The following is a 20640-nucleotide window of genomic DNA, read 5'->3' as shown; positions in this document are numbered from 1 at the left end:
ATTATGTTTCAAGTGTGCAGAGTTGTACGAAGGCGATGAGTGTCATTGTTGCGGGGAAGCGTATCCTGATGATTATGAAGCTATACTTGAACGCTCAGCGCAAGCGTATGAAATGGGAGTTTGGTATAGGCAATTTTTCGAAAAGCAAGTTAAATCACATGGCAAGATTAACTGTTATGCTTCATTATTACCTCCAGAACAATGGCTAATATTTATTGGCGTTGCCGCTTTGAGCGGTGTTATTGGAAACGCTACATATGACTTGGTAAAAAGTGTAATCAAGAAGATTATCGAGACAGCAAAAAGCGAAGGTGCCAATGAAATCGCAGACAAATATGATTCAGATAAAAAAATTGAAATATTAATAATTCAAATTAATGAATACATCAACTCTCCTGAGAAAATTCATCCTGAAGTACTGCGGGGAATTAAAGAAGAAGAACGAGTTGATAACTATATGTATGGATTTACAGAAATTATGGAGATTAAAGGTAATAGAAAACTTTCCCCTGAAGAAGTGGAGGAAAAAATCAAAAAAATTAAAAATAGAAAAGCAAAGATGAAGTCAATTAATGAAAAAAACTTTGCCCATTTTTGGGATAAGCACAAGAAATAAAACTCTTAACAAGGCGAAGCAAATGATGAAATACATGTCACGAATTTTGGTTCCCCAAATATAGCCAACATTCTGCTCGTAAACTAACATACCGTGATGAACGCAACGTCCGCTTCCGGCACAGAGATACCTGTCAGATTAGATATAGCCCTGTGCAGTAGCAATGTCAGATATGAAAAGAGTCAACAAAGTTAATAACATGATTAGAAAGGGAAAAAACGAACCAACACTTTGTCTCTAGTCCGTTTTATAGTCCGTAAGATCACGGAAAAACCAGTCAGTTGAAGCAAAAAAACTAACTATCCAGACCTTGAGCAGCGGCCACATCAAGGTTAGTTACTGAGCGTAGACTTTTTTTTATTTCGACGTTCCACAGCTATTCGATCTCCCGCCAGTAGCCCTCTGACATAGGCCGATTCTATGATTACAGTCGATTCCGGGATGCCAATCTTTGCCAGTAAGGAGATCACACACTCTTCGTCTGCCATGCACTCGTCAGGGGAAAGACCTTCAGAGATAATCCTGGCAAGAATAATTTGCTGCACTGCATTCAGGCCAGGAATACAACGTCTTTCTGCAAACTCTTTCCCAAGCATCCACCACATACTGCAACCAAAATGGAATGAATGAGGCTTCCCCTGATCTCCCCTGATAAAAGGCAGTCCTTTTTTTGTCCATGTACCGATAGTTGTCCTGTCTACACCGAGCGCATCTGCCAGCTCGGCCTGATTTATATAATCAAGTTGTTGGCTTTTTTTGTTCATTTTTTAACCTGGTGGTGGTGGGGTGTGTTTGCTGGAAATTCTCATATGTAGCGGAATTCTGCGAGGCCGCCGCCCCGTAGCAACGCAGAACGCCCGAAAGGACCCGTGGGCCAGTCGGGCTGTCTGGTCAACCGATAAACGGTTTCTTGCCACTCTTCGCCTGGCGGCGCACGCGCTCCATCTTCAGGCACAACGCCGCATCAGGCTTTTTTGGTACGGGTACCTGACATGCTTCCGAACTGCGCGGGATGTTGTTGATCCACGCCACAACCTCGCTCAGATACCAGGCCTTGCGGCCCTCAGTAACCTGCACGCGGACAGGGAACTCACCACGGGCTTCAAGGTTCAGCAGCGTGCGACGGCTCAGTGTGGTGATTTCCATCACCTGGTTCATATCAACCAGACGCTCACTGACATTCATTCTGTCAGCCAGCTCCAGCAGCTCTTTAACCTCAGCATCCGGCCAGAGAAGGTTAGCGGTCGCCATCAGGCTGTTATCGTTATGCTGCATTACTTTCCCCTTACACCAGCGCCAGCGGCTGAACAGAAATACCCGAGCCAACAAATGCGGCCACCTTTGCGGATAATGTCGTGACGGATTCCGGCCAGTTGAGTGCATCCACATTCAGTACGCCAGCCTTGTAGACCTGCGCCTGTGTCTGCCCTGTCGTATCGAGATGGAAAGCAGAAACATAAACCGCTTTATTGGCCTGCTCACCATTCCATACAACCAGAGCCCCACTGGCGGCGTCCTGCATCAGTGGGGTCAGTGCTGGAATAACGCCCTTACCACCAGCGAATATCCCCAGCGTTGTCACCAGTGGCTCAGTACCGGCCACCAGCTCAGTGTATTGTGTCGACATGTTTACTCCTTAAGCCACACGAACGGTGACAAAGCGGTTAATACGGGCCGGGATAGGCTGCGGCGCAGAATGAGTCTGGACATATTCAATCGCCGGATCACCGGGAACGATATAATTTTTCGGTGCCAGCTCAGCTTTAGTAATGCCCTGGCGAATCAGCTCCGGGTCCTGAATGCCACCATAAGCCACAACGCCCTGCAGGGACGTGTTACCCAGCACCATCAAATCAGGGTCGAGGAAATGTTTTTCTGTTCCGTCTTCATCCGTATAGCGCCCGCTGTAAACCACGATCGCCACGTCGCCCATGTAGCCTTTAAAACTGACTGAATCCCCCAGGTCTTTAAGCGCTGTTTCAAGCTGTGCGTTTGAGCCCCGGCGGGTATCGAGAACGTCTTTAATCGCCTTAAATGAGCGATACTTCTTCCAGACATTCCCGCCAAAGATGATGATGTTCGTCACCCCCTCGCTCAGTTCTGCGTAGGTTTCGATGTCATCGTTTGGGTCAAAGGTGGCTTTATCTTTCCCCGACCATGCCGCCCCACCAGCCTGGGTAATTATGTTCTGTGACTTGATGTTCCAGTCCAGCTCATAGCGCTGAATACCTTCACCTTCGATGATGTTTTTACCCGTGGTTACAGCCTGTACCGCCAGCCATTCAATGCGGGCGCGGATGGCAATCGACTGTTTAAGCATGGCCTGCTTGACTTTGATATTGCGGGAATCGAGAGAGTTATATTGTTCAGGAGTTACACCAGCCGGGCGAACGGCCAGCTTGTTAGGGTCGATACTGCTTTTGGGCTTCATATAACCTGGACGGATAGATTTGGATTCGTAACCTTCATCACGAGCCACCTTACTGCCTACCATCGGTGAACAAAAAGCCGCGATAGGGATGTTGGGATCATCAATCGTGTCCAGAATGATATCGCGTGTTTCAAAGGTTACAGCTCGAGTAAAAAACAGATCCGTAAAAAGCGTCTTTAGCTGTTTCTGGATATCTTCTGCGTTTACAACCCGTACAAGCTGTGCGGGTGAATATAAATCTGGCATAGCTCCACCTCAAAAAAAAATTTATACAGAATGGGTACAGAGATAATGCTATCACTGCATAACGAGGTCTGAACGGATGCAACCATGTAAAATGATGTGCAATATTGTATAAACTTCTCTTTGGGTGATACCACCAGCAAAACATCTGTTATTGTTTCCGTGTTGTTTCCTCCGAAAGTAACAACTTGTTTTAAACTCTTCGTGGTAGCTCAAAAAGCGGGTAAAATATGACCCGCTTTTTTTTCGGATAGAAACTCAAAAAATTTTATCGCTCACAATTGGTTCATGGCCAATTGAATTTATAATATCAAAAACTTTGTCTTGTACTGAGATCAGATCTTCCTGAGTTAGTTCAACTTCATCATAGCGCAATCCAGCGCCTCCTTTGATTTGCCTGACAGCATTGATATCAATCTTCTCACTAAAAATTTCATTATATTTTGACGCTGCCTTTTCAAGATTATGGCTAAGCGCCGAAATTTCATTTCTTTGCATACCTGTTTTTAACAACCACGATTTAATCACTTTTTCAATGAATTGGTTATAAGACCATTTTGCATTACCCAAATGACGGTTATGCGATCTCATATTACTCTCAATTGCCTTTAAATCATTGAGGGCAGCATTTATCATATCCAGACCACGACCAGTCCAACCAGATAAAACAACTGAAGCATGTAGACCTTTGATGAAATTATTAAAAATCTGCTCTTTTTCATGGTCAGACAGGCTATTTGCAAAAGTTTGCGTCATACCATTTATCATCAAAAGTATATTAGTTTCGTGGTTAGACATCTGAACGCTCAAATCTTCCTCGATTAGAAAGTTGCATGTGCCTACAAAATTTGGGACTCTGCATATTAGTAAATCCCCTCGAATCAGCAGCAAAACAAACCCAATATCAACATTAACATTTAATCTCTTGCCATACATTTCTTTATACCATTCGGAAATAATAAAAGTAATTTTATGGCCTTCCGACATATAACATTGTTCTTGCCGGGCAGATATTGGTAAGTTCACATTCAACTTTTGACTAATCAATGCGATACAATTTATTGTCCTATGGGGGATAGGAACGCCAGCACTAGAAAATTCATCATCAATTTCCTTGATAAGCTCGCGCAAAGTATCAGTTCTGATCATTTCTTATCTCGCTTTCCTTACACAGAACGAAGTCTATCAAATACCCACTTTCTCCCCACATTGCAACCACCCCACTTACTGCCCACCACTTTTTTATAAAAACCACTGCAAACCAGTAATGACAAGGGTTTCGAGAGGATTGCCCACTTATCCTGTGTATATGGGGCAAATGTGGGCAATATCGAATAGTATTGCCCACCATACCCACATACTCCCCACTTACTCACCCACCTCCCGCAATGAAACTGGTTTAAGAATTTCACCATTCTGTATTATCGATCCATCTTTAACCAACTTATCTATCCAACGGGGATAATGTTTAATATCAATACCAGTTGCTTTGAGGTCGTCACGAATGACTGCATAAGTACATGACTCGCCTTTAGACGTTCTGCTACGTATAGCCTGCCATACAGCCATATGGTTATCGCTTAATCTAGACACACCGACTAAATCCGGATCAATGTCTTTGGCTTTACGCGGGGTATCATGGACTACCAGTGATGCCACATTCTCCCCGTCCGAATCGGTATACAGTTCTACCTGTCGCAAATCATATGCCTTACGTTCCGGCTCCTCGGAGTCTTTCATCTTGGTACAGGACAGAATCAGGGCCCTTGCTTCTCCCTCACGCTTGACGTGAAACTCCGCATCAAGGGCAGCACGGAACGAACTGGAACCACGCGCGCCCTTCGCCTCATCCTTGCCTGAATGATGGACCACCAGCACTGTGGCGCCAGTTTTCTGTTTGATGGTGTCACAGCCCTCGATGAATGCCCCCATATCCCGGGCGTCGTTTTCATCATTGCCGCCAAAGCATCTGGCCAACGTGTCGATCACCACCAGCCGGACAGGCATACCCGTCTCACGTTCAACCTGTTTCGCCGCACTCAGCACTTCCTGAACCTCTGACTGACGGACAGGAAACACAGGGCGATTAACCAGACATATGCTTTTTGGCAGCGTACCGTTGACGGTCTCCCATGCCTTAACTCGCCGCGGCACACCCACACCACCCTCGCCGACCACATACAGCACCGAACCACGCGCCACCGTGTTACCACTCCACGTTTTCCCGGCAGCAATATGACAGGCCCAGGAAATGGCCAGAAAACTTTTGTAGGAGCCGCTGGGGCCGTAGATTGCGCATAACGACTTAGACGGCAGGTAATGCTTAATGATGAAATCCTGCTGAACATCGTAACCCTGAGAGCCCCACGAAAGCGGGAGGCGGGTTTTCCTCTCAGGCTTTTGCTCCTCTGAAAACAGGCGCCGGACTCTCTCAATATCCCGTAGCCAGTCGTTAAGCTCTGCCTCTCCGATTAACTCTGACACCACCAGCCGGCGCGCCATAATCTCGCGGACGTGATCGGTATCAAGAAAGCCGGCCTCACATAACGCTTCATAGGTCATCGCCTGCAGCTGGCCTAACCGGGAGGCCAGAGCACCATAGCGGGTTGCCGGTTCCCTGTGCTGGTGGATGGCCTCTGTAACCTCACTGGCTTTCATAGGCTTACCGTGTGCCCAGCGATAGACGCAGGTGAACAGGGCGTCAGATACCGTTTCTACTGACATGACTGCATCCGTCATCTTGGGATCCCTCCGCTCATCTGGAATTTGCCAATCAGCGGGTGATACCAGTACGCCGATCCATACTTACGTTTTGCAGCACGCAGCACCAGCCGCGCCGCTTCCCTGAACTTCTCATCCGGCACAACGTAAGTCCCTGACTTCATCCTGAGCAGCATCACACCTGAGTTTTTCGCCAGCTCTTCAGCCTTTTTGGTGGAAATACCAAACTCTGCCGCCAGCGTAGTGATCGGACTCATGCCGGGAGGGATTTCTCCCCCCTGACTGTCGGTGAGTGATTTGACCTGCAGCTCGAGGCTCACGACCTTTTCCACCAGCAGATCTACGCGTTTTTCCAGCTCGTTAAATTTGACGTTGCTGATCATTGTTTTGTCTCCCCGCGGCGTTGCTGCAGTGCGAATTGCGCAGTGTCAGAGCATTGCTCCAGAGCTTCTGCGATTCTCGGCAAATGTCTGAGGGTGTCGCCAATCAGCATTAAATCGCGCATGGCGTCCTCGTTGTCATAGCCTTCGCTTTCAACGGCATCAAGAGCGAGGTTGCCGATCAGGGTAAGCGCGGAAAAGATGCTGCGTGCAGCTGATGCATAGGTATCAACGGCATTAACCAAATCATCATCGCCATGTACCCTGAAATCGACCGGGTGTTTAATAATTTCATGATAGATATCAGACATTTTCCTCACCCCTCTCTTTTTCAAAGGTCTGGTTGATTTCACGAACCCGGTACAGGACCTTATCGAGAAGTTCAAAAGAGAGATCGTTTTCTGCCTGATCACTCCCATGTAATTCAGCGCTTGCTGAAAGCAGGCAATTCATACGGCGAAATTCATCTTCAAAGTCGAGGTCTTCAATTCTCCGGATCATAGCTGTACCTCCTGAAACGGAAGGCGTGCAGCAAATACCAGATGTATTCCAGGACAGTTAGCGCGAGCCTCTTCTTCGCTGGCTGCGTTGGTGTAGACAATGATGTAGCGCTGAGACTGACAACCGGCAATCATTGATATGAAACGCCAGGTGTAGTTGTTCCGCCCTTGCGGGTGTGTGATATGATCTTTCATAGCTGCCTCGTTACTGGTTTAACGCGGTGGTCAGACGCCCCGGCAGTGTTCCCGCACTCCGGGGCGTTGTTTTTATAGACTTATACATGTTAGTGTATATGCCTATTCGCATGAACGATAAACCTATAGGCATATGCATGTCAATATCCAGAGACAAACAACCTAAAGGCGGTGGAAAGTCCCCCATGCTTCCAATCCGCATACCTACTGAGTTACGCAGACAATTCGATGAGTTGGCACAGGTAGAAAACACCAGCACCAGTAACTGGCTAAAAGAACTAGGACGAGCTGAGCTAAGAAAGCACGGCATCGAGCCAAAAGGCTGACCAGAGATGCGCGCGAATCTGCTCATATCTGATCCGGAAAGTTGAGGCAAATCGACGGGCGCAATTTTGCGCCGGTTGAGCAGAACGCCATTGTCGTATCTACCGCTGGGGGTATATCCACAAACGGCGATACTCCCTTTTTGACCACCAGCATTAACCCTGGTAAGCTGATTCTGTTTTGAGTGATCCCATTGGCGGCCCGGCATGGTCGCCTTTGTTTTATGCGCCATACATTCCCCTCATGCCGCTTTGTTGCAATTCTGCTGCCAAGCAGCAACCTCGGAAAGCAACCAGCCAACCGCACGACCGCCGAGCTTACGGCGAGCCGGGAATGCACCCTCCTTCTCCATCGTGTAACGGGTAGTGCGGCAAAGACCGGTGATTTGGCGACACTCCGCCTCACGGATCACACGGTCTGTAGTTTGATTGGATTTGTTCATAAATAAACGCCCTTGTTTGTTACGGTACAAGGGCATATTGAGGAGCTTTTTGCGGCTTTTGGGGGAATTCCCCCTACCTTCTAGGGGAGTTCACCTACGACCTAAATAACGGGACCAGGTGTTTTTATCGATCTGAGGGAGTTCTATCCCCTTCTGAGCTGCCGCCGCCTCCACAATTTCCAGCAGTTTCGAGGCGGGTGTCTTTTCAATATCCATATCAGCAGTGTCAGGGATCATGCGGAGCAACCCGGAAATAAACGCAGCCTGTTTACTGCTCACTATTTTTATCGTTTCCGGCTGCCCTACTGGAGAAGTACCAACGGCTTTTATCTCGTTGATGTCTTCAGCCATAACGCAAAGGAATCGCGGGTCTATCTCGAGCGTTCCGGAAACGTCAATAATTTGGCATGATTCAATGAATTCCCCGGCTTCCGGCAGGGTTGTGAGAACTGGTCGTCGCAATTTTTCATCAGTTCCCATGAACTCGAGAGACATAAAACATCCGCGATGAACGTGGAAAAAACCGTTTATCGAATACGCACGATAGCCGATGGCATCAGCATCCTGTTTTAACGTCAGGCCACCTATCGCCCAATATGAGCCCCACAGGTCACCCCCCACCTCCTCATCGATTTCTTCATCCAGAGCTTCTGGTACATCAACGACAAAATCATGATCACCGGTCAGGGGAAAGTAAGCGGCGATTTTAAGTGCGCCAATAGCTGCGTAGTGATACAGGTCCCGGATAGTGCAACCGAGTTTTGCGGCGGCTTCCGGCAGCGGGTAATAGAGACGATCAGGGAGTTTTATTTCTTCGCTCATTTTGCCACCTTCAAAATGGTCACGTTCGGATATTCCCCGGCAATCAGATCGAGACGCTCCATCCACTTATTCAACGCCTCCAGCTTTTCCGGCAGGTACTGGCTGCGGTTATATACCGCCATAACCCCGCCCAGCGTATGCCCCAGCAGTTGCTCTACAACATGCGGAGCTATACCCATGTTATTCAGCGTCGTGGCGAACGTTCGACGCAGATCGTGAAGCGTCCACGGCGCGGAGTGACCGAGGCGTCTATAAACCCCGCGCCCCCACTGACTGACTGCCTCCGGTTTTTTGATCTCGCCCAGCAGCAGGCCTGAATCCTTATGCCTCTCGTAAAGCTCCAGGATAAACGGTCTCACCGCAACAGGAACCGGGCGCACGATCCTCTCCCCGCCTTTACTGTGCTCCTTTGGCACCGTCCAGACCCATTCCTGCATATCCCACTCATCGAGCCGGGAGAGCCTCAGCTCCTGCGACCGGCAGCCAAATACCACCAGCAGGCGCAGCAGCGCGGCATAGTAGGGTTTAAATTTGATGCCGGTACACTCGCGCCAGATATCGGCCAGTTCCGGCCTGTTGTGCTCTCTGTCGAGTTTATTCTGCTTGCGGCCAACATCGTCGATCGTTAAATCGTCCAGAGCGTTGCTCACCGCGTACCGGTGCACCCGGCAAAATTTGAGCGCCTGTTTGCACATCTGTAACAGATATCCTGCAGCCACCGGCGCGACAGCGCGCACCCGGGCAAAGCACTCGAGCCAGTGGCGGGTTTCGCACATCGAGAGAGGGTAATTTCCGATATAGGGGTAGATGTGCTTTTTCAGTTGTTCGCGGTGCTTAACGAAATTGGCGCGTTTGTGGGCTGCGTATTCGTTCAGCCAGTATTCCAGAGCCTCCTTAACCGTGACCGGCTTCAGGGTCTCCTGCGTCGAGATATTCAGCTGATATTGTGGATTCTTGCCCTCAGCCAGCCAGGCGCGGCACTGATCGCGCTTCTCTCTGGCCGACTTGAGTGACAAATCAGGGTAGTTACCCAGCTTGATGCGCTGCGGCGCCGTATTACGACCGCCGATCCGGAACGTGAAGTACCAGGTCAATATCCCCACCCGGGACACCTTGACGCTCAGCCCGTCGCCGTCAGCATAAAAGCTGTCACCAGGGCTTTCCCTTCCGACCATTTTACGCAACGAGCTGTCGCTTAACTTGTTCGTTCCACCTGCCATAGAAAACCTCAGTTCATATTTCAGACTGACTACACCACTGACTACACATCGCGATGTTACTCCCCAAACCGGGGCGAGCAAAGGCGAACAATAAAATGAATATTGCTCTTTTTATTCAAATATATATGTAAACAATAGCGAACGACACTGAACTATAAAAAACATAGGTTTTGAAAATACGGCATGAACTGATTTTTGTTCCTGACGTTTAAAAAGGCGCTCTTCGGCATGGGGAAGCGCCTTTTTTATTGCCGGAATCTTCGTTTTACCTCACTTTTTAGCCCCGCCATTTCGGATATATTCTAGCCATTCATCCTGGAAGAATCAGGGGACAGGGTATGTTGCGCAAATACGGTTGGTTAGTCATTTTTGTTCTCCTCGTCTTTCTCCTCGACGTGCTGATTATTCAGTTGCTGGAGTTCGTCACCCTTGAGTCTGCAAGATGCCGCAACATGGATTCGGTGAATCCGCTGAAGTTGGTGGAGTGCACGACGCCCGAGTAAGTGTGCTCATAATATTATCCGCCAGAACCGGTGCCTGTTGATATAAATTGAATTGCCCGGGTTCCATGAGCCAGTTTTTAATAATGCCGCTAAAAAAACCGCGTAACATAATGACCATCACGTCTACGTTGGTATCGACAGGTAAAATCCCGTAATGGATACATTTTAATAATGCTTCACGCAATTCGTTACGGTTAACGCACATCTTGTTACGGATTTCGCTCTCCGTCATCATTCCCGTTGTGAATTCACATTTATGATAAAGTATTTGCATTAATGCACGTTGCTTTGGCGTTTCGGCAATATATTGCAGCGCGGCAATAAATTTCTCCTGCAAATCAATTAGCGGGTTTTCATTCTCCGTTCGTATATATTTTATGATATGGTTTAACGGTACCTGCTGTTCCCACATTTCATTGAATAATTCCGTTTTACTGCTAAAGTGCCAGTACACCGCGCCGCGCGTGACGCCAGCAGCATCGGCGATGTCAGAAAGCGTGGTATTGGTCACGCCGTGCTTAGCGAACTGTTCAATGGCGGCATCGATTAAAAGTTGCCGTGTCTTTAATGCGTCTGCTTTCGTTTTTCTTGCCATAAAATGCGTACCCGCCAGAGAAAAGTCACTACCGAAAAGTAAAAATCACGAATAAATCGGCAGCCATTATTGTCGAAAAAAACGATGGCGCATAGACACACACAACTTTTTATTGAATAGTTAATATCAATAAATAAACACAACGCATTCACATCGTAAATAAACCTGACACCATTCATCTCTTTTTTGTGTTTTAGTGCGTTCAGTACCGATTCTTAATTCACGATGACTTACATCTGCATTTATTTATTTGTAGGATGGCGAGCTGTTTTATCTCTATTCTTTCTCCGGTTTTCGGTGCACCGATGATTCGGTTAATAAGGAACGGTAATAATGATTCACGCCAGGGCGACGCTTTTCTCCAGCCTCATCATGACGACTGCATTACTGGCAGGCTGCAATGATTCGGACAATCAACAACCGCAGGCACCCACGCCAAAGGTGACCTTTCATGTTGCCATGCGCGCGCCGTTGAAGGTGACCACTGAACTTCCGGGGCGCACAGCAGCGTTTCGCATCGCGGAAGTTCGCCCGCAGGTTAGCGGCATCATCCTTAAACGTCATTTTGTGGAAGGCAGCGACGTAGAAGCCGGTCAGTCGCTTTACCAGATCGATCCCGCGACTTACCAGGCCGCGTATGCCAGCGCAAAAGCAGATGAAGCCAAAGCCGCAGCGGCAGCTGCCCTCGCACATCTGACGGTAAAACGCTACGCCCCGCTGCTCGGCACGCAGTACATCAGCCAGCAGGATTACGATCAGGCCATTGCCACTGCGCGTCAGGCGGATGCCAGCGTGCTGGCGGCAAAGGCTGCCGTGGAGAATGCACGCATTAATCTCGCCTGGACGAAAGTCACCTCCCCCATCAGCGGCCGTATTGGTAAGTCCACGGTGACCGAAGGCGCGCTGGTCACCAGCAGCCAGGGAGAGGCGCTGGCCACTGTGCAGCAGCTTGATCCTATTTACGTCGATGTGACGCAGTCCAGTAACGATTTTATGCGCCTGAAACAGGAAAGCCTGCAGGGCGGCGGCGAAACCAAACGTGTGCAGCTAGTCATGGAAAACGGTCAGCCGTACGCACAAAAAGGCTCGCTGCAATTCTCTGACGTCACCGTGGATGAAAACACCGGTTCGATTACCCTTCGCGCTATCTTCCCGAACCCACAACACGCCCTGCTGCCCGGCATGTTTGTTCGGGCGCGCATTGATGAAGGCGTACAACCTAATGCCATTCTGATCCCGCAGCAAGGCGTGACGCGCACACCGCTGGGCCAGGCCACCGTCCTGCTGGTCAATGCCAAAAACCAGGTGGAATTGCGTGATATTACCGCCTCGCAGGCGATTGGCGATCGCTGGCTGGTGACAGACGGATTACAGCCCGGCGATAAGGTCATCGTCAGCGGGTTACAAAAAGTGCATCCGGGTGTGACCGTGGACGCGGAAGAAGACACGGTAGCGGCTACCGCGAAGTAAGGTATGAAACACAATGTCTAAGTTTTTTATTCAACGCCCGGTTTTCGCTTGGGTGCTGGCCATTATTTTGATGATTGCCGGTGGTCTGGCGATTGTGCAACTTCCCATCGCCCAGTATCCAACCATTGCGCCACCTGCGGTCTCGGTGACCGCCACCTATCCTGGCGCTGACGCGCAAACGGTGCAGGATACCGTCACGCAGGTTATCGAACAGAACATGAACGGCGTCGATAATCTGATGTATATGTCTTCCACCAGCGATTCTGCGGGCAACGTTACCCTTACGCTGACGTTCGGTTCCGGTACCGACCCAGACATTGCACAAGTGCAGGTGCAGAACAAACTCCAACTGGCGATGCCCCTGCTGCCGCAGGAAGTGCAACAGCAAGGCATTGGCGTAGAAAAATCCAGCAGCAGTTTTCTGCTGGTCGCCGGTTTTGTGTCGGGCAATAAAAACCTTTCCCAGGAGGATATCTCCGACTACGTGGCGTCGAATGTGAAGGACGCGATTAGCCGCACCAGTGGCGTGGGCAACGTGCAAATGTTTGGCGCCCAGTACGCGATGCGGATCTGGCTCGATCCAAATGCACTCAATAAGTATCAGTTGACGCCGGTTGATGTTATTAACCAGCTCAAGACGCAGAACGACCAGATAGCGGCGGGTCAACTCGGCGGCACGCCTGCCGTCCCGGGGCAGCAGTTGAACGCATCGATCATCGCCCAGACCCGACTGAAAGATGTGGATGAATTTGGCCGTGTCACGCTGAAGGTGAATCAGGATGGCTCCGTGGTACGTCTCAAGGACGTGGCCCGCATTACTCTCGGCGGCGAAAACTACAATATGGTGACCAAAATTAATGGTCAAACCGCAACGGGTATTGGGATCAAGCTGGCGACCGGCGCCAATGCACTGGATACGGCAAAAGCCGTGAAGGGAAAACTGGCTGAACTGCAGAACTTCTTTCCGCAAGGGCTGAAGGTCGTTTATCCGTACGACACCACGCCGTTTGTCACCATCTCAATTCACGAGGTGGTGAAAACGCTGCTCGAAGCCATCGTGCTGGTTTTTCTGGTGATGTATCTGTTTCTGCAGAATTTTCGCGCCACGCTGATCCCGACCATTGCCGTACCGGTAGTTCTGCTGGGAACCTTCGCCGTGCTGGCAGCATGTGGTTACTCCATCAACACCCTCACCATGTTTGGCATGGTGCTGGCTATTGGCCTGCTGGTTGATGACGCCATCGTGGTGGTGGAAAACGTCGAACGCGTGATGATGGAAGACCGGTTGCCACCGAAGGCGGCGACGGAGAAATCTATGTCGCAGATCCAGGGCGCGCTGGTCGGTATTGCAATGGTACTGTCGGCGGTATTTATTCCGATGGCCTTTTTCGGCGGTTCAACGGGCGCCATTTACCGCCAGTTCTCAATCACCATTGTTTCTGCCATGGCGCTTTCGGTGCTGGTCGCGTTAATTCTTACCCCGGCGCTGTGCGCCACCCTGCTGAAACCGGTCGATCCCGATCATCATGAACAGAAGCGAGGATTTTTCGGCTGGTTTAACAACACGTTTGATCGCAGCGTTGAGCACTATACCAACAGCATCAGCGGGATCCTGCGCAGCACGGGCCGCTATCTGGTGATTTACGTGTTGATTGTCGCAGGCATGACGGTGCTGTTTTTACGCCTGCCAACCTCGTTCCTGCCGGACGAAGATCAGGGTGTCTTTATGACCATGGTACAGCTCCCGGCGGGCGCCACGCAGGCTCGTACGCAACAGGTGCTGGATCACATCCAGCAGTATTACCTGACGGAAGAGAAAGCGAATGTCGAATCGGTATTTACCGTCAACGGCTTTAGCTTTAGCGGCCAGGGGCAAAACTCAGGGATTGCGTTTATCAGCCTGAAGCCCTGGGAAGAACGATCCGGCAGCGAGAATGGCGTCGAGGCTATTGTCGAACGCGCTCGCCATGCTTTCAGCCAGATCCGCGATGCCATGGTCTTCCCCTTTAACTTGCCCGCCATTATGGAACTTGGTACGGCGAAAGGTTTCGATTTTGAACTGATTGATCAGGCGGATCTCGGTCACAACGCGCTAACCCAGGCACGCAATCAATTGTTGGGGATGGCGAGAGCGCATCCGGATATCCTGACCAACGTTCGCCCGAACGGACTGGAGGATACGCCGCAATTTAAGCTGGATGTCGATCAGGAAAAGGCACAGGCGCTGGGCGTGTCGATTTCTGACATCAACCAGACCATCTCCTCATTGCTCGGCGGCACTTATGTGAATGACTTTGTCGATCGCGGACGCGTAAAGAAAGTTTACGTGCAGGCCGATGCGCCATACCGCATGCTACCCACAGACATCAACAATTTGTTTGTGCACAGTGCTAACGGTGAAATGGTCCCTTTCTCCGCCTTTGCGACATCACACTGGGCTTACGGCTCGCCGCGTCTGGAACGCTACAACGGGATGCCGTCGATGGAAATCTTCGGTGAAGCAGTGGCTGGGAAAAGTACCGGCGAGGCGATGATTTTAATGGAGCAACTGGCCAGCAAACTGCCTTCCGGCGTTGGCTATGACTGGACTGGCATGTCTTATCAGGAAAGGCTTTCGGGGAATCAGGCTCCGGCGTTGTACGCCATTTCGCTGATTGTGGTGTTCTTGTGTCTCGCAGCACTTTATGAAAGCTGGTCCGTGCCGTTTTCCGTGATGCTGGTGGTGCCGCTCGGGGTTATCGGCGCACTGCTGGCCGCCTCGCTGCGCGGGTTGAACAATGATGTTTATTTTCAGGTAGGGTTGCTCACCACCATTGGTCTGTCGGCAAAAAACGCGATTCTGATCGTCGAATTCGCTAAAGATTTAATGGAAAAAGAGCACAAAGGGGTTATCGAAGCGACGCTGGAGGCTTCGCGGATGCGTCTGCGACCGATTCTGATGACTTCACTGGCTTTCGTCCTTGGCGTGTTGCCGCTGGTGATAAGCCATGGTGCAGGGAGCGGCGCGCAGAATGCAGTAGGGACAGGTGTCATGGGCGGGATGTTATCCGCCACGCTGCTGGCGATTTTCTTTGTTCCGGTCTTCTTTGTGGTAGTCAGACGGCGATTCAGCCAGCATAAAGAATAAATGTCTTCTTAAGGCGCCATCGTGCGCCTTAATTTTTTAATAATGTAAGGCTTTAATGCATGAAGATATTTGGCATATACTCCTTTAACCAGATGAATATTATTATTTTTCGCAGATAAGTTTTTATATTCAGCTTCATTTTTCCTGCACAATTTTATGCTTCCCCTTGTATTCTCTCCACGATATTTACATCACTCATACTTTGAGATTGTTTTGCGCAGACGGTCCGTTAAATACCAATGATAAAATACCCTCTGACGTCCATGGGATGTTTTACGTAATGACATTTACCGTGGCTTATTAAGAGGTAACCTTATGAAAAGATTCATTTCTGTCGCATTACTGACTACGTTTCTCGCTGGCTGTGCACACGAGTCTCCCTGTGTACCGGTCTATGACGATCAGGGGCGACTGGTTCACACCAATACCTGTATGAAAGGGACGACGCAGGACAACTGGGAAACCGCAGGCGCCATCGCTGGCGGCGCAGCCGCGCTGGCGGGCCTGACGCTCGGCATCGTCGCACTGACCAAATAATCACAGCAAAGCGCGGAATTCCGCGCTTTGTCATATCACACAAAATAGTTTTGATTCATTCTCTCGCCAATATTACCGCCCGAAATTATTATTTCCCCTTCCGTCTTACGAGAAACTTTTTTGCGCTAATTTGTGGCACAGGTTGTAATTTTGCACCATTTCAGGGCGATGACATTTTCATTTCATGTCTACACTCACTTTATTGCACGCCGCCGCCCGAAAATCAGGCGCTTGCAATTATGGCATCCGCTTTGCTTAACAAAGTATGGCTGTCACCACAGACAGGTATCAGGCGTTCCGGACGCCTTAATAAATAACGATAAATCTCGTCACACAGGATGCATTATGAAAAAGATGATGATTGCCAGCCTGGCGATCGCAGGTACCACGCTGCTTGCTATTGCCAGTCAGGCCCATGCTGGTGCAACTCTGGATGCGGTTAAAAAGAAAGGATTCGTACAATGCGGTATTAGCGACGGATTACCGGGCTTCTCCTATGCCGATGCGAATGGGAAATTCACAGGTATTGATGTGGATGTTTGCCGTGGGATCGCCGCCGCCGTGTTTGGCGATGACAGCAAAGTGAAATATACCCCGCTGACAGCGAAAGAGCGTTTTACAGCGCTGCAATCGGGTGAAGTCGATCTGCTTTCACGTAATACCACCTGGACCTCCTCCCGCGATGCGGGAATGGGGATGTCATTTACCGGCGTGACCTATTACGACGGTATCGGCTTCCTGACGCACAACAAAGCCGGACTCAAAAGTGCGAAAGAACTGGATGGAGCAACAGTTTGTATTCAGGCTGGCACCGACACCGAGCTTAACGTGGCGGACTATTTCAAAGCTAACAATATGAAGTATACGCCGGTAACATTTGACCGCTCAGACGAGTCTGCGAAAGCGCTGGAGTCTGGCCGTTGCGATACGCTCGCCTCGGATCAGTCTCAGCTGTATGCACTGCGCATCAAGCTGAGCAATCCTGCTGAATGGATTGTGTTGCCTGAAGTCATTTCGAAAGAGCCGCTGGGACCGGTGGTTCGTCGTGGGGATGACGAGTGGTTCGCTATTGCCCGCTGGACGCTGTTTGCCATGCTCAATGCGGAAGAAATGGGTATTACCTCGAAAAACGTCGATGAAAAAGCCGCGAATCCTGCGACGCCGGACATGGCCCATTTCCTGGGTAAAGAAGGCGACTACGGCAAGGATCTCAAGCTGGATAATAAATGGGCTTACAACATCGTCAAACAGGTCGGCAATTACAGTGAGGTTTTCGAACGTAACGTGGGCCTGAACAGCCCGCTGAAAATCAAACGCGGCCAGAACAATCTCTGGAATAACGGCGGTATCCAGTACGCACCACCGGTACGGTAAATCTTACGCTGTAATGGGCATCGCGTTAGCGGTGCCCTTTTCTGGAGTTTCGGCCGCAGAGGTTTTGTTATGTTCCATCGCCGCCCAACCGTAAAAGGCGCGCTGTCGTTTTCTAATCCCACAGTTCGCGCCTGGCTTTTTCAAATCATCGCGGTGGCGACGATTGTCGCTATTGCTGTCTGGTTAATTCACAACACCATCACCAACCTGAATCATCGTGGCATCACCTCTGGCTTTGCGTTTCTCGATCGCAGCGCCGGGTTTGGTATTGTGCAGCATCTGATTGATTATGAGCAGGGCGATACTTATGGTCTGGTCTTTATCGTCGGGCTGTTGAATACGCTGTTAGTGTCCGCGTTATGTATTGTGTTTGCGTCGTTCATCGGTTTCTTTCTGGGGCTGGCCCGTCTTTCCGAAAACTGGCTGCTGCGCAAGCTTTCGACGATTTACATCGAAATTTTCCGTAACATTCCACCGCTGCTGCAGATCTTCTTCTGGTATTTTGCCGTGCTGCGCAATTTGCCCGGCCCTCGCCAGGCGGTCAGCGCATTCGATCTGATCTTTCTCAGCAACCGCGGATTGTATATTCCCTCGCCACAGTTTGGTGAAGGGCTGCTGGCGTTTGTTGGCGCTGTCGTTTTAGCCATTGCCATCACCTGGTGGCTCTGGCGCCGTCATAAAGCACACCAGATGGCGACCGGGCAGTTACGCCGCACCTGGCCCATCGCGATTGCGCTTCTCGTCGGGCTTCCTCTGCTGACACATGCGGTCTTTGGCGCCGCAATCCACTGGGAACTCCCGGAGCTGCGCGGGTTTAACTTTCGCGGCGGTCTGGTGCTGATTCCTGAACTGGCGGCGCTAACACTCGCCCTTTCGGTTTACACCTCCGCCTTTATTGCCGAGATCATTCGCGCAGGTATTCAGGCGGTGCCCTACGGGCAACATGAAGCCGCGCGCTCTCTGGGGTTGCCGAATCCCGTAACGCTGCGTCAGGTCATTATTCCTCAGGCAATGCGGGTGATCATTCCGCCGCTCACCAGTCAGTATCTGAATATCGTTAAAAACTCCTCGCTTGCCGCAGCGATTGGCTATCCGGATATGGTGTCGCTGTTCGCCGGTACGGTCCTGAATCAAACCGGTCAGGCGATTGAAACGATCGCTATCACGATGTCGGTTTATCTGCTTATCAGCCTGACGATTTCGCTGCTGATGAATATCTACAACCGGCGTATCGCCCTGATCGAGCGCTAGGGGGCTCTGATGACAAAAGCACTACTGTCGCACCCTGTGCCACACGGCAAAATGCGTTCCGGTACGCTGTTGGGCTGGATACGCAAAAATCTTTTCACTGGCTGGGTTAACTCGCTGCTGACGATTCTTTGCCTGTGGCTGCTGTGGGAAATTATTCCGCCCTTACTGAACTGGGCTTTTTTGCAGGCCAACTGGTTGGGCTCGACGCGGGCGGACTGTACCAAAGCGGGCGCCTGCTGGGTGTTTATCCATGAGCGTTTCGGCCAGTTCATGTATGGGCTCTATCCGCACGATCAGCGCTGGCGTATCAATCTTGCCTTGATAACCGGGCTGATAACTATCATCCCGCTGTTCCTGAAAAAATTGCCGTATCGTGGTCGGTATCTTGCCTGCTGGGTAGTGCTTTATCCGCTGCTGGTCTGGTGGTTACTGTTCGGCGGTTTTCTGGGGCTTGAGCGGGTGGAAACCCGATTATGGGGCGGGCTGACGCTGACGCTTATCATCGCTGCGGTAGGTATTGCCGGGGCTCTGCCGCTAGGCATTTTGCTGGCGCTCGGACGGCGTTCAACCATGCCTGTTGTACGTATGCTGTCCGTCATTTTTATTGAGTTCTGGCGCGGCGTTCCGCTGATTACCGTGTTGTTTATGTCGTCAGTAATGTTGCCACTGTTCCTGTCGGAAGGGATGAGCATCGATAAGCTCATCCGCGCGCTGGTGGGGGTCATTCTGTTCCAGTCTGCCTATGTGGCGGAAGTGGTGCGCGGCGGCTTACAGGCGTTGCCGAAAGGGCAGTATGAAGCGGCGGAATCGCTGGCGCTGGGATACTGGAAAACCCAGGCGCTGGTCATTTTGCCTCAGGCGCTAAAGCTGGTGATCCCGGGGCTGGTGAATACCATTATCGCCCTGTTTAAGGACACCAGTCTGGTGATCATTATTGGTCTGTTCGATCTGTTCAGCAGCGTGCAACAGGCGACTGTCGATCCTGCCTGGCTTGGGATGTCGACGGAAGGCTACGTTTTTGCCGCACTGATCTACTGGATCTTTTGTTTCAGCATGTCGCGCTACAGCCAGCATCTGGAAAAGCGTTTTAACACCGGGCATTCCCGGCACTGAGGAAATTATGGGTCAAATTACAATGCAACCGGCTGACGCAATGATCACCCTTGAAAAAGTGAATAAATGGTTCGGGCAATTTCATGTTCTGAAGGATATCGATCTGAATGTACAGCAGGGGGAGCGTATCGTTTTATGCGGCCCTTCCGGCTCGGGGAAATCAACGACCATCCGCTGTATTAATCACCTCGAAGAACATCAGCAGGGGCGAATTGTGGTAGATGGCATCGAGCTTAATGAAGATGTCCGGAATATCGAGAAAGTCCGCCAGGAAGTGGGAATGGTGTTTCAGCACTTTAACCTTTTCCCGCATTTAACCGTGTTACAGAACTGCACCCTTGCGCCAGTATGGGTGCGCAAGATGCCGAAAAAAGAGGCTGAAGCGCTGGCGATGCATTACCTCGAGCGTGTGCGTATTGTCGAGCACGCGCATAAGTTTCCCGGTCAGATTTCCGGCGGCCAACAGCAGCGTGTAGCCATTGCGCGCTCGCTGTGCATGAAGCCGAAAATTATGCTGTTCGACGAGCCGACTTCCGCTCTCGATCCCGAAATGGTGAAAGAGGTGCTGGATACCATGATTGCGCTTGCCCAGTCAGGCATGACGATGCTGTGCGTAACGCATGAGATGGGGTTTGCTCGGACGGTGGCGGACAGGGTCATCTTTATGGATCGCGGAGAGATTGTGGAGCAGGCGCCGCCAGCGGAATTTTTCGCCCATCCGAAATCGGAACGTACGCGCGCGTTTTTGTCGCAGGTGATCCACTAAAAGCAAAAAA

Annotated in this window: 24 protein-coding genes; 9 read left to right on the top strand and 15 right to left on the bottom strand. The window is 50.5% G+C overall.

What is annotated here, in order from left to right; translation table 11 throughout:
• Positions 1-22 precede the first annotated feature (22 nt).
• Positions 23-616, top strand: a complete 594-nt coding sequence (locus QMG90_RS01985; protein ID WP_283282504.1) for a hypothetical protein — start codon at positions 23-25, stop codon at positions 614-616.
• Between the two features lie 332 nt (positions 617-948).
• Here QMG90_RS01985 and QMG90_RS01980 read toward each other — a convergent pair whose 3' ends face one another.
• The 14 genes from QMG90_RS01980 to QMG90_RS01915 form a co-directional block, all read right to left on the bottom strand.
• Complete coding sequence (locus QMG90_RS01980; RefSeq protein WP_283282503.1) at positions 949-1380, bottom strand: hypothetical protein; 432 nt, start codon at positions 1378-1380, stop codon at positions 949-951.
• A 127-nt stretch (positions 1381-1507) separates the two neighbouring features.
• Positions 1508-1891 carry a helix-turn-helix transcriptional regulator gene (locus tag QMG90_RS01975; protein ID WP_283282502.1) on the bottom strand — a complete coding sequence of 128 codons (384 nt, stop codon included), beginning with the start codon at positions 1889-1891 and terminating at the stop codon, positions 1508-1510.
• A gap of 10 nt (positions 1892-1901) precedes the next feature.
• Positions 1902-2243, bottom strand: coding sequence for a head decoration protein (locus tag QMG90_RS01970; RefSeq protein ID WP_283282501.1), 342 nt, complete (start codon positions 2241-2243; stop codon positions 1902-1904).
• 9 nt (positions 2244-2252) lie between these two features.
• Positions 2253-3293, bottom strand: a complete 1041-nt coding sequence (locus tag QMG90_RS01965; protein WP_283282500.1) for a major capsid protein — start codon at positions 3291-3293, stop codon at positions 2253-2255.
• 255 nt (positions 3294-3548) lie between these two features.
• Complete coding sequence (locus QMG90_RS01960) at positions 3549-4439, bottom strand: hypothetical protein (protein ID WP_283282499.1); 891 nt, start codon at positions 4437-4439, stop codon at positions 3549-3551.
• Between the two features lie 219 nt (positions 4440-4658).
• Complete coding sequence (locus QMG90_RS01955) at positions 4659-6029, bottom strand: helicase RepA family protein (protein WP_283282498.1); 1371 nt, start codon at positions 6027-6029, stop codon at positions 4659-4661.
• Positions 6026-6394 carry a hypothetical protein gene (locus QMG90_RS01950; RefSeq protein WP_283282497.1) on the bottom strand — a complete coding sequence of 123 codons (369 nt, stop codon included), beginning with the start codon at positions 6392-6394 and terminating at the stop codon, positions 6026-6028. Before QMG90_RS01950 ends, QMG90_RS01955 begins: the two co-directional genes overlap by 4 nt.
• On the bottom strand, positions 6391-6702 hold the full coding sequence (locus tag QMG90_RS01945; RefSeq protein WP_283282496.1) for a hypothetical protein: 312 nt from the start codon (positions 6700-6702) through the stop codon (positions 6391-6393). The genes QMG90_RS01950 and QMG90_RS01945 overlap by 4 nt, the downstream gene beginning before the upstream one ends.
• Positions 6695-6892, bottom strand: a complete 198-nt coding sequence (locus QMG90_RS01940) for a hypothetical protein (RefSeq protein WP_283282495.1) — start codon at positions 6890-6892, stop codon at positions 6695-6697. The genes QMG90_RS01945 and QMG90_RS01940 overlap by 8 nt, the downstream gene beginning before the upstream one ends.
• Positions 6889-7086 carry a host cell division inhibitor Icd-like protein gene (locus QMG90_RS01935; protein ID WP_283282494.1) on the bottom strand — a complete coding sequence of 66 codons (198 nt, stop codon included), beginning with the start codon at positions 7084-7086 and terminating at the stop codon, positions 6889-6891. Before QMG90_RS01935 ends, QMG90_RS01940 begins: the two co-directional genes overlap by 4 nt.
• Before the next feature lie 10 nt (positions 7087-7096).
• Positions 7097-7642, bottom strand: coding sequence for a hypothetical protein (locus QMG90_RS22395; RefSeq protein WP_346733129.1), 546 nt, complete (start codon positions 7640-7642; stop codon positions 7097-7099).
• Positions 7643-7651: 9 nt separating this feature from the next.
• Positions 7652-7852, bottom strand: coding sequence for a helix-turn-helix transcriptional regulator (locus tag QMG90_RS01925; protein WP_283282492.1), 201 nt, complete (start codon positions 7850-7852; stop codon positions 7652-7654).
• Between the two features lie 90 nt (positions 7853-7942).
• Entirely contained in the window at positions 7943-8674 is a 732-nt protein-coding gene (locus tag QMG90_RS01920) for a hypothetical protein (protein ID WP_283282491.1), read from the bottom strand.
• Positions 8671-9894 carry a tyrosine-type recombinase/integrase gene (locus QMG90_RS01915; RefSeq protein WP_283282490.1) on the bottom strand — a complete coding sequence of 408 codons (1224 nt, stop codon included), beginning with the start codon at positions 9892-9894 and terminating at the stop codon, positions 8671-8673. Before QMG90_RS01915 ends, QMG90_RS01920 begins: the two co-directional genes overlap by 4 nt.
• A 338-nt stretch (positions 9895-10232) precedes the next feature.
• Between QMG90_RS01915 and QMG90_RS01910 the strand changes: the two genes are divergently transcribed.
• On the top strand, positions 10233-10397 hold the full coding sequence (locus QMG90_RS01910) for a DUF2556 family protein (protein ID WP_283282489.1): 165 nt from the start codon (positions 10233-10235) through the stop codon (positions 10395-10397).
• Here the strand turns inward: QMG90_RS01910 and envR are convergent.
• Positions 10318-10992, bottom strand: coding sequence for an acrEF/envCD operon transcriptional regulator (envR, locus tag QMG90_RS01905; protein WP_283282488.1), 675 nt, complete (start codon positions 10990-10992; stop codon positions 10318-10320). The two genes, QMG90_RS01910 and envR, sit on opposite strands and share 80 nt — an antisense overlap.
• Before the next feature lie 330 nt (positions 10993-11322).
• On the opposite strand from envR, the gene QMG90_RS01900 reads away from it, so the two are divergent.
• The 7 genes from QMG90_RS01900 to QMG90_RS01870 all read left to right on the top strand — a co-directional run bounded on the left by QMG90_RS01900 (position 11323) and on the right by QMG90_RS01870 (position 20630).
• Complete coding sequence (locus tag QMG90_RS01900; protein WP_283283864.1) at positions 11323-12462, top strand: efflux RND transporter periplasmic adaptor subunit; 1140 nt, start codon at positions 11323-11325, stop codon at positions 12460-12462.
• Positions 12463-12475: 13 nt separating this feature from the next.
• Positions 12476-15589 (top strand): efflux RND transporter permease subunit, encoded by a 3114-nt coding sequence (locus QMG90_RS01895; protein ID WP_283282487.1) that lies wholly within the window; start codon positions 12476-12478, stop codon positions 15587-15589.
• A 315-nt stretch (positions 15590-15904) separates the two neighbouring features.
• Positions 15905-16126 carry a lipoprotein gene (locus QMG90_RS01890; protein ID WP_038160691.1) on the top strand — a complete coding sequence of 74 codons (222 nt, stop codon included), beginning with the start codon at positions 15905-15907 and terminating at the stop codon, positions 16124-16126.
• Positions 16127-16471: 345 nt separating this feature from the next.
• On the top strand, positions 16472-17500 hold the full coding sequence (locus tag QMG90_RS01885; protein WP_283282486.1) for an amino acid ABC transporter substrate-binding protein: 1029 nt from the start codon (positions 16472-16474) through the stop codon (positions 17498-17500).
• Positions 17501-17569: 69 nt separating this feature from the next.
• Positions 17570-18751 carry an amino acid ABC transporter permease gene (locus QMG90_RS01880; RefSeq protein WP_283282485.1) on the top strand — a complete coding sequence of 394 codons (1182 nt, stop codon included), beginning with the start codon at positions 17570-17572 and terminating at the stop codon, positions 18749-18751.
• 9 nt (positions 18752-18760) lie between these two features.
• Positions 18761-19864, top strand: a complete 1104-nt coding sequence (locus QMG90_RS01875; RefSeq protein WP_283282484.1) for an amino acid ABC transporter permease — start codon at positions 18761-18763, stop codon at positions 19862-19864.
• Positions 19865-19871: 7 nt separating this feature from the next.
• Positions 19872-20630, top strand: a complete 759-nt coding sequence (locus tag QMG90_RS01870) for an amino acid ABC transporter ATP-binding protein (protein WP_283282483.1) — start codon at positions 19872-19874, stop codon at positions 20628-20630.
• Positions 20631-20640 lie beyond the last annotated feature (10 nt).

Source organism: Trabulsiella odontotermitis (genome assembly GCF_030053895.1).
Taxonomy (GTDB): Bacteria; Pseudomonadota; Gammaproteobacteria; order Enterobacterales; family Enterobacteriaceae; genus Trabulsiella; species Trabulsiella odontotermitis_C.
Note: the sequence above shows the minus strand (reverse complement) of the source record. Positions and strands in the feature narration are given on the sequence as shown.

Coding starts and splice junctions, on each gene's coding strand:
- QMG90_RS01960 (WP_283282499.1), bottom strand. CDS start 4,439: ATGATCAGAACTGATACTTTGCGCGAGCTTATCAAGGAAATTGATGAT.
- QMG90_RS01895 (WP_283282487.1), top strand. CDS start 12,476: ATGTCTAAGTTTTTTATTCAACGCCCGGTTTTCGCTTGGGTGCTGGCC.
- QMG90_RS01880 (WP_283282485.1), top strand. CDS start 17,570: ATGTTCCATCGCCGCCCAACCGTAAAAGGCGCGCTGTCGTTTTCTAAT.
- envR (WP_283282488.1), bottom strand. CDS start 10,992: ATGGCAAGAAAAACGAAAGCAGACGCATTAAAGACACGGCAACTTTTA.
- QMG90_RS01890 (WP_038160691.1), top strand. CDS start 15,905: ATGAAAAGATTCATTTCTGTCGCATTACTGACTACGTTTCTCGCTGGC.
- QMG90_RS01935 (WP_283282494.1), bottom strand. CDS start 7,086: ATGAAAGATCATATCACACACCCGCAAGGGCGGAACAACTACACCTGG.
- QMG90_RS01965 (WP_283282500.1), bottom strand. CDS start 3,293: ATGCCAGATTTATATTCACCCGCACAGCTTGTACGGGTTGTAAACGCA.
- QMG90_RS01970 (WP_283282501.1), bottom strand. CDS start 2,243: ATGTCGACACAATACACTGAGCTGGTGGCCGGTACTGAGCCACTGGTG.
- QMG90_RS01870 (WP_283282483.1), top strand. CDS start 19,872: ATGGGTCAAATTACAATGCAACCGGCTGACGCAATGATCACCCTTGAA.
- QMG90_RS01950 (WP_283282497.1), bottom strand. CDS start 6,394: ATGATCAGCAACGTCAAATTTAACGAGCTGGAAAAACGCGTAGATCTG.
- QMG90_RS22395 (WP_346733129.1), bottom strand. CDS start 7,642: ATGGCGCATAAAACAAAGGCGACCATGCCGGGCCGCCAATGGGATCAC.
- QMG90_RS01945 (WP_283282496.1), bottom strand. CDS start 6,702: ATGTCTGATATCTATCATGAAATTATTAAACACCCGGTCGATTTCAGG.
- QMG90_RS01980 (WP_283282503.1), bottom strand. CDS start 1,380: ATGAACAAAAAAAGCCAACAACTTGATTATATAAATCAGGCCGAGCTG.
- QMG90_RS01975 (WP_283282502.1), bottom strand. CDS start 1,891: ATGCAGCATAACGATAACAGCCTGATGGCGACCGCTAACCTTCTCTGG.
- QMG90_RS01910 (WP_283282489.1), top strand. CDS start 10,233: ATGTTGCGCAAATACGGTTGGTTAGTCATTTTTGTTCTCCTCGTCTTT.
- QMG90_RS01915 (WP_283282490.1), bottom strand. CDS start 9,894: ATGGCAGGTGGAACGAACAAGTTAAGCGACAGCTCGTTGCGTAAAATG.
- QMG90_RS01955 (WP_283282498.1), bottom strand. CDS start 6,029: ATGACGGATGCAGTCATGTCAGTAGAAACGGTATCTGACGCCCTGTTC.
- QMG90_RS01925 (WP_283282492.1), bottom strand. CDS start 7,852: ATGAACAAATCCAATCAAACTACAGACCGTGTGATCCGTGAGGCGGAG.
- QMG90_RS01940 (WP_283282495.1), bottom strand. CDS start 6,892: ATGATCCGGAGAATTGAAGACCTCGACTTTGAAGATGAATTTCGCCGT.
- QMG90_RS01920 (WP_283282491.1), bottom strand. CDS start 8,674: ATGAGCGAAGAAATAAAACTCCCTGATCGTCTCTATTACCCGCTGCCG.
- QMG90_RS01885 (WP_283282486.1), top strand. CDS start 16,472: ATGAAAAAGATGATGATTGCCAGCCTGGCGATCGCAGGTACCACGCTG.
- QMG90_RS01875 (WP_283282484.1), top strand. CDS start 18,761: ATGACAAAAGCACTACTGTCGCACCCTGTGCCACACGGCAAAATGCGT.